Origin of the sequence: Mycobacterium sp. (assembly GCF_032162105.1) — a bacterium.
Taxonomy (GTDB): domain Bacteria; phylum Actinomycetota; class Actinomycetes; order Mycobacteriales; family Mycobacteriaceae; genus Mycobacterium.
On record NZ_JAVRPS010000722.1, the window covers coordinates 1 to 7,270 of the forward strand.

The 7,270-nt window shown below is 67.8% G+C and carries 7 protein-coding genes and 1 pseudogene; all 8 read right to left on the minus strand.

The window, feature by feature from the left end:
• A pseudogene (locus tag QOC69_RS36425) lies at window positions 1-186 on the minus strand (HNH endonuclease); the annotation flags it as partial.
• Window positions 187-219: 33 nt separating this feature from the next.
• On the minus strand, window positions 220-1,257 hold the full coding sequence (locus QOC69_RS36430; protein ID WP_526447760.1) for an isopenicillin N synthase family dioxygenase: 1,038 nt from the start codon (window positions 1,255-1,257) through the stop codon (window positions 220-222).
• Window positions 1,254-1,787 carry a hypothetical protein gene (locus tag QOC69_RS36435; protein WP_526447762.1) on the minus strand — a complete coding sequence of 178 codons (534 nt, stop codon included), beginning with the start codon at window positions 1,785-1,787 and terminating at the stop codon, window positions 1,254-1,256. The genes QOC69_RS36430 and QOC69_RS36435 overlap by 4 nt, the downstream gene beginning before the upstream one ends.
• A gap of 28 nt (window positions 1,788-1,815) precedes the next feature.
• On the minus strand, window positions 1,816-2,850 hold the full coding sequence (gene alc / locus QOC69_RS36440; RefSeq protein ID WP_526447764.1) for an allantoicase: 1,035 nt from the start codon (window positions 2,848-2,850) through the stop codon (window positions 1,816-1,818).
• Window positions 2,847-3,599: an aspartate/glutamate racemase family protein gene (locus QOC69_RS36445; protein ID WP_526447766.1), complete on the minus strand. Its 753-nt coding sequence runs from the start codon at window positions 3,597-3,599 to the stop codon at window positions 2,847-2,849. Before QOC69_RS36445 ends, alc begins: the two co-directional genes overlap by 4 nt.
• A complete protein-coding gene (allB, locus tag QOC69_RS36450) occupies window positions 3,596-4,888 on the minus strand; it encodes an allantoinase AllB (protein WP_526447768.1) in 1,293 nt (430 codons plus the stop codon). Before allB ends, QOC69_RS36445 begins: the two co-directional genes overlap by 4 nt.
• 11 nt (window positions 4,889-4,899) lie before the next feature.
• The gene (locus QOC69_RS36455; RefSeq protein WP_526447770.1) at window positions 4,900-5,748 is read right to left on the minus strand and encodes an N-acyl homoserine lactonase family protein; all 849 of its coding nucleotides are present in this window, start codon (window positions 5,746-5,748) and stop codon (window positions 4,900-4,902) included.
• Between the two features lie 3 nt (window positions 5,749-5,751).
• Window positions 5,752-7,270, minus strand: a 1,519-nt coding sequence (locus QOC69_RS36460; RefSeq protein WP_526447772.1) for an ABC transporter substrate-binding protein, incomplete at its 5' end; no start/stop codon positions are given.

Here is a 7,270-nt window from a genome sequence, read left to right on the forward strand (position 1 = left end):
GCGACCACGTCGCCTCGCGGGCACACCAGCCGCCTCCTCCGCGGCCCGCCGCGCCGCATCCAACGCGGCCGCAGCACGCTCCTGCCCCGCAGCGGCCGCCGACTTCAACCGTTCCAGCGCCGCGATATGCTCCACCAGCGCCGACTCATCCGCGTCAGGGTCGACGATCAACAGCGATTCGAACATGTGTTCGAATCTAGATCAGCCCACCGACAAATTTCAGTCGACGCCCTGCAACGCCTGCTGACCGAACGAATTCATCTCCATCGAGCCGTCGGGCAGTACCAACTCGCCGCGCTCGAGGCGCGACCGCAGATAGGCGAACGTCTGCGCGGTCTGTGCGAACAGGTGCTCCCCTGCCCGCAACGCAGGCCTGGCTGCCCCGTCACCGGCGACGAACTGCGGCAACGGCTTCACCTCGGTGTGGTAGTCGACGTTGAAGAACAGCGGGAACGAGTAGCGCTCCTCCTTGACCTTGCGGACCCGGTGGCTGGTCGCGACGTAGGCGCCGTTGGTCCACAGCTCCAGCAGGTCACCGATGTTCACCACGAAGGTGTCCGGTACGGGCGGGACGTCGACCCACTCACCCGCGCCGTTGAGCACCTCGAGTCCGGGGGCGGTCGGCTTGAGCAGGGTGAAGCACTCGTAGTCGGTGTGCGCCCCGATCCCCAGCACGTCCTCGGCGTCCGCGTTGTACGGGTAGTGCACCAGGCGCAGCTGACTCGGTGTCTTGGTCGCGTGCTGGGTGAAGGTGTCGGGATCCTCGCCCAGTGCCACCGCGAACGCCCAGAGCAACTGATGCCCCAGGTCCAGCACGGCGTGATAGTAGGCGGTGACCGCCTCGGCGAAGCCGTCCAGTTCGGGCCAGGTGTTGGGGCCGAGCATCGGATTGCCTGCGACGTAGTCGGGGTCGTCGGCGGGCAGGTCGAGCGCGGTGTCGAAGGCCTCCTTCATGTCGGGCATGCCGGTCTCGACCCCTTCCTCGCCGACCGGCACGTATCCGCGGTGGCAGCTGGACAGCCCGATGTAGCTCCGCATCTTCTCCTCGACCGGCAGCGCGAAGAACGCCTTGGTGGCCGCCAGCATTCGGGCGAACAGCGCCTCATCGATACCGGTGCCGCTGATGTAGAGGAAGCCGATCTCGCTGGCGGCCTTGCCGATGTCGGCGGCCACCCGCTCGCGTTCGGCGCGGTCCGGTGACCGCAACCCGGTGATGTCTACGATCGGAATTGAGGTGAAAGGGGTTGTGCCTGTCACAGTTCCACGTCTCCTTCGCTCTGCACTACCGTCCACCGCGCGCCATTGACACGGACTTCACCGTCGATGAGTTTGGGCGCCAGCGCCTCCCACTCAGCGCCGCCGACGGCGGCCAGGGTGACGGCGGTCGTGCACGCCCAGCCGAACACCGCACCCACCCGCAGGAGCAGTGCGTCACCGGCGTCGACCGATCGGACCGTCAACGCCCAGCGCGGGGTGGCCGGGCCGTCGTCGCGTACCCACTGCTCGACGTAGTCGGCGTGCACACCCGTCTCCACCAGGGTGTCGCCGTCCCAGTGCATGGCACCCGCATCGGGAAACTGCCCTGGTGGCTCGAGGTCGACCATGCGGTGCCACTCGAAGACGTCGTCACGTTGTTCCAGACGGCCACCGAACCCGCGCGAGTCGATGTAGGCGAAATCGCCCTGCAGCCATCGCACGTCGCCGTCGGTCACGTGTGAGCCGTCCGCCTCGATCAGGAGCGTGCGCCGCCAGAGGCCGGCGCACTGGGACAACAACACTTCGCTCATAGCTCGACTCCCGCTCGTCTTCGGGCGCTCATGCCGACTCCTCCCAGCGCGACCGCAGCGCCAGCCAGCCGTCGGCAGTGGGTGTGCCGAAGGCGCGCAGGCGTGCGATGCCGCCGTCGGGATAGGCCTGCAACCGCAGTGCGGTAATGCCCGTGGCATCCACGGTGAACACCTGGCGGGCGTCAGCGGCAAGCCGGGTTCTCGGCAGCACCGGCACATCGAACGTCACCAGCGCCCAACCATGTTCGCCATCCGGCCGGCACCTGCTGCCGACCACCGAGACCTCGGGGGTGGCGTTGAAGACGAAGTAGGAGGTGTCGATCTCGAGCCGGCGAAGGTCGGCGGCGCCGGCGAAGGAGATCATCACCGCGTCGTGGCTGTCCGGGCCGACATCGCGTCGCCGCCGGGTCTCCCAGCCGTCGCCCATGTTCCGCGGTCGAGTCGGCGCGATCAGCTCGCAGGCCGTGGAGTAGAAGTTGTCGCTGGACCACTCCACCCGGCCGCCCTGCTCGACCCCGGACACCTCGACCGTGACGTCGGCCCACGAGTCCGGGTCGGGGATGACGTCCCCGTACACGCGCAGCCGGGCCACTCCCCCGTCGGACTCCAGCGTCAGCCGCACGTGGGTGTACCGGCGTTGATCGTCGACCTCCAGGAGATTGTGCGAGTCAGGTTTCAGCGCAATCGATTCGACGACGGTCCTCCATCGGATCCCCGACTCAGTGGGATCGTCGAGCACGTCCAGCACGCACGCGTCGACCCGGCAGCCGGTGGGATGGTTGCCAGTGAAGAACCGGGTGTCGACATCCACCGCGCGCAGCCTGCCCGGCGACCCCAGCCGCACGATCGCCCAATCCCCGTCTGGGCCGGCGTGCCTGCGGGTCTCCCAGCCGTCCACCACCTCGCCCCGTTGGTCGTAGGTTCCAGGGACGAACGCCGGCGCGGCCGGGTCGACCAGGCGCTCCTTGAAACCGAACGACTCATCGCTGGCCGCCATCACACTGCCGCCGAGGGACCGCGACGCCAGATCCACGCCGGGCGTGACCGGTTCGGGAGCACTCATTCCTCGACTCCCAGCGCCTTCGAGATCGGCCAGTGCGTGCGCGGGTTCGGCGGGCCTTCGGCCAGCGCCCCGACCTTGCTGGTGGTCAACCCGAGACCGACCAGCGCCTGGCCCAGGGCCACCGCCGCACCGACGCCGTCCACCGCAGGCACGCCGAGTTTGGTCGAAATCGCTTCGGTCACACCGGCCATGCCCGCGCAGCCGAGGCAGATCACGTCGGCGCCGTCCTCGGCGATGGCGCGGGCCGCCTCGTCGACGATGGCCTGCACCGCGCCCGCCGGATCGGCGTCGACTTCCGCGGTGCCGAGACCACAGGCCCTGACCGAGGCGCAGCGCGCGGTCAGCCCGGCCAGCATCAACCGGTCCTGGATCGCCGGGATGGACCGGGCGAGCGTGGTGACCACCGAGAACCGCCGCCCGATCAGATGGGCGACGTGCGCGGCGCACTCGGCGATGTCGAGCACGGGCACCGACAGCATCTCCTGCAGGGCGTCCTTGCCGTGTTCGCCGAACCCGGCCAGGATCACGGCGTCGAAGTCGAAGTCGCCCGCCGCGACCATGGTGGCGACGACGTCCATCACACCGACCGCCGACAGGTAGCTCTCGGACGCAGAGTCGATGGCCGCCGCGCCGAATCTCGGTTTGGCCGCCACGATCTCGGTGCCCGGGGCGGCCGCTGCCCTTGCCGCGGCCGCGATCTCGGCCGTCATCGATTCCGACGTGTTGGGGTTGAGCATCAGGATCCTCATGCCGGCTGCCGCATCCGCTCGCCGTCGAAGACACGGCGTCCCGCCACCCAGGTCTGTAATACCCTGCCGCGCAGTGCGACGCCGTCGTACGGCGTGATTCCGTGCCGATGTGCCAGCGTGTCGGCCCGCACGGTCTGCTCGGCGTTGGGATCGAAGAAGCACAGGTCGGCCCGCATGCCGACGTCGATCCGACCACGGTCGGTGAACCCGGCCAGTGCCGCGGGGCGCTCGGCCATCCAGCGGGACAGGTCGGCAAGTCCGAAGCCGAGGGGCCCGGCCTGCGTCCACACCGCCGCGGGCCCGAGCTGCAACGAGCTGATGCCGCCGAAGGCCGCACCGAAGTCACCACCGGCCTTTAGTGCAGGCGCGCATGGCGAATGGTCGGACACCACCATGTCCAGGATTCCCCGCCGCAGCCCGTCCCACAGCAGGCGACGGTTGTCCTCCCCGCGGATCGGTGGGCACGCCGCGTACTCGGTGCCGCCGTCGGGAATGGTCTCGGCGGCGAAGGTCAGGTAATGCGGACAGGTTTCGGCCGTCACCGCCACCGCCGCCTGTTTCGCGGCGGCGATCAGCGGCAGCACTCGGGCCGACGAGACGTGCACGACGTGGACCCTGGCGCCGGTCTCGTGGGCGGTGTCGAGGACGAGGGCGACGGCTTGCTCCTCGGCCGCGTCGGGGCGTGACGCCAGGAGCGACGAGTATCCCCGCCCGAACGGACGCGGACTGTCGGTGATGACGTCGTGGTGTTCGGCGTGCACCAGCAGCACCGCGCCGAGACGCGCGACATGGGCTGCGGCCCGGCGGAGCTCGGCGCGCGACAGGTGCGGGAAGTTCGGGTTGCCTGAGTCGGTCAGGAAGCACTTGAAACCGCGGACGCCTGCCGCGGCCAACCCATCGATGTCATCGACGTTGGCGGGCACGATGCCCGCCCAGAAGTCCACCGCGACGGCGCAATTGCCCTGGGCGGCGGCCTTCTTCACGTCGAGCGCATCGACCGTTGTGGTGACGGGATCGCTGTCGAGCGGCATGTCCACCAGCGTGGTGATGCCGCCCGCCGCGGCTGCCGCCGTCGCAGTCCTGAACCCCTCCCAGTCGGTGCCAGGTGCGTTGACGTGGACGTGGGTGTCGATGAAGCCCGGCAGGAGCACCGCCGAAGGCGGCACGCGGACGTCTTCGTGCGCAGTGACATCCGAGTCGAGGGGCCCGACCGCCACGATGACGCCGTCGACGACACCGACTGCCGCAGCGCGGATCTGGCCGTCCACCAGGGCGCGATCGGCACGCACCACACCATCCATCAAGTCGCGGCCTCACCCGGAGGAATCGGGCCGAACCGGTCGTGGAAGTGCTGGGTAAGTTCGGGCCACACGTGCGGGTCGTGGCCGGGGATCAATGGATATCCCTTGTCGCTGGCCAGTTTCTTCAGCCGGCGGATCGGCTCGATCGTCTCCTCCGGATCGACGTCGATGAATCCGCCGATGGCGAGCTCGTGTTCGATGTTCTCGGTGAGATCGGCGGCATCGAAGGCGAAGACGAAGCCGTCACCACCCACCGACTCGTCCAGCTCGACGACGAAGCTCTGATGGCCGGGAGTGTGGCCGTAGGTCGGCACCGCGGTGATGCCCGGAGCGATCTCGGCTTCGCCGTCGGCCAGCTGCCAGGCGATGTTCGGGTCGTCGAAGTCGATCCTGGCGATGGCGTGACGTTCCGGCTCGGGATGATTCGACAACCCGTACTCCAGTTCCCGGCGCTGGGCGTGGACCGGCACCTTGCCTGCGAACAGCTTCAGACCACCGGCGTGATCGTGGTGCAAGTGGCTGACTGCGACCGCGTGGATGTCGTCGACGTCGACGCCGATGTCGTGCAGCGACTCCTCGATCGGCTCGCCCGAGCCCGGCAACACCGGGATGTACTCGACGGTCGGGAAGAACCGCCGGTACAGTGCCGGGTCGCGGATGAGCGCGGTGTTGAAGCCGGTGTCGAGCAGCACCCAGCCGCCGTCGGTCTGCAGCAGCACACCGGGCACCGGCTCGCGCATTCGCAGCTCCGGTGCCGCGCCGTACACCGAGACCGACTTCGGCAGCTCCTCCCAGCCGAGGGTCAGCAGGACGATGCGGCGGACTTTGCCCCTTCGAACGAGGTTCACCGGCTACCCCACCGAAAGCGCGGCGATCCGCAACGAGTTCGGGTTCGACAAGGCGTGAGCCTGCTCGACTCCCTTGAGCCACGGCTGGGTGACCACGAAGTCGTCGATGTCGGCGACGTTCAACCAGCACCCGGTCGCTTGCGCTTCCGTGCCCGCATCCGAATACGGCTGCGGCGCACCGGTCGGCAACCCCGCTGCCAGAGCGGTGGAAAGCCGCGGCGACGAGCAGCTCAGGTAGTTGATGCCACCGTCCGCGTCCCAGGCGATGTGGCCCCAGGTGTACGGCGAGGGTGCATCCGGCCACACCAGCCCGGTGTAGATCTCCGGTGCGGCCGAGGCGTTGCCGATCCAGCCGTAGATCTCCGATGTCGGGTACCCCTGCACCTTCGCGGTGAGGCCGGCTGCGGCGAGCTGAGTCTGGACGAGATTGCTGATCAACTGACTGTCGGGGTTGCTCGTGTCGAAGCCGATCGTCACCGACTTCTGATCGGCAGGCAGGCCGGCGACGATCTTGGTCAGCGCCGAGGGATCATGGGTCAGCGTCTGCTTCCCGTACGCCGCATCGAGCGTGTACGGCGGATACATCTGAGCGCCGATCTTGCCCCGGCCGAAGTATGTCTGCTTGACCAGTTGGTCGACGTCGATGGCCTGCATCACCGCCGTACGGGTCGCCTGGTCCTTCATGAGGCCCTTGGTCGGGTTGGTGTAGAGGAAGGCCGCCATCATCGTGGGCAACGAGTAGTGCGAATACTTGTTGTTGTTCAGGTACTGCTCGACCGCAGACGACGGCAGGTCGTGCAGGATCGCGGCGAGCTGACCGTTGTTGAACTGCAATTGCATCGCGGACGCGTCGGTGATGACGGGCATCTCGACCTTCTCGAAATACGGCTTCGGACCCCAGTACTCGGGGAACATCGCCATCGCGTAGCGCGATCCGACCTGCGCGTCCGTCAGCGTGTACGGGCCGGTGCCGAGATCGTGAGTGGTGAGGTAGTTCTGCGCGAAATCCGAGCCGGCATTCTTCTGCAGCCCTGTCGGGCTCATCATGCGCGGGCCATACGGTGACGCGAGGTAATCCAGGAACTCCGAATTGGGAGACTTCAGGGTGATCGTGACACCGTAATCCCCTTGAGTGGTCACCGATTCGATGTCCTTGACCATGTATGCAGGCCCGCCGTTGACGGCCAGCCGACGGTCGAAGGACGCCTTGACCGCGTCCGACTTGAACGGTGTTCCGTCATGGAACTTCACGCCCTCGCGCAACTTGAGCGTGAACACCTTGTTGTCGGGCGAAACGGTCCACTCGGTGGCCAGCAGTGGCTCGAACTCGGCCTTGCCCTGGCCGCCCTTGAACTGCAGCAGGCCTTCGTAAGTGTTTGTGGTCAGCAGCAGACCCTGTCCAGCGTAGTACACGTCGGGGTCTGGCGGCTGGCCGGGATCCTGCAGGAACGACAGGTGCAGCACCTTGTCGGTGGGTGCCGCATTCGGTGTGCTGCTGCCCGAATCCGAACCGCCACAAGCC

Coding starts and splice junctions, on each gene's coding strand:
- QOC69_RS36435 (WP_526447762.1), bottom strand. CDS start 1,787: ATGAGCGAAGTGTTGTTGTCCCAGTGCGCCGGCCTCTGGCGGCGCACG.
- QOC69_RS36445 (WP_526447766.1), bottom strand. CDS start 3,599: ATGAGGATCCTGATGCTCAACCCCAACACGTCGGAATCGATGACGGCC.
- alc (WP_526447764.1), bottom strand. CDS start 2,850: ATGAGTGCTCCCGAACCGGTCACGCCCGGCGTGGATCTGGCGTCGCGG.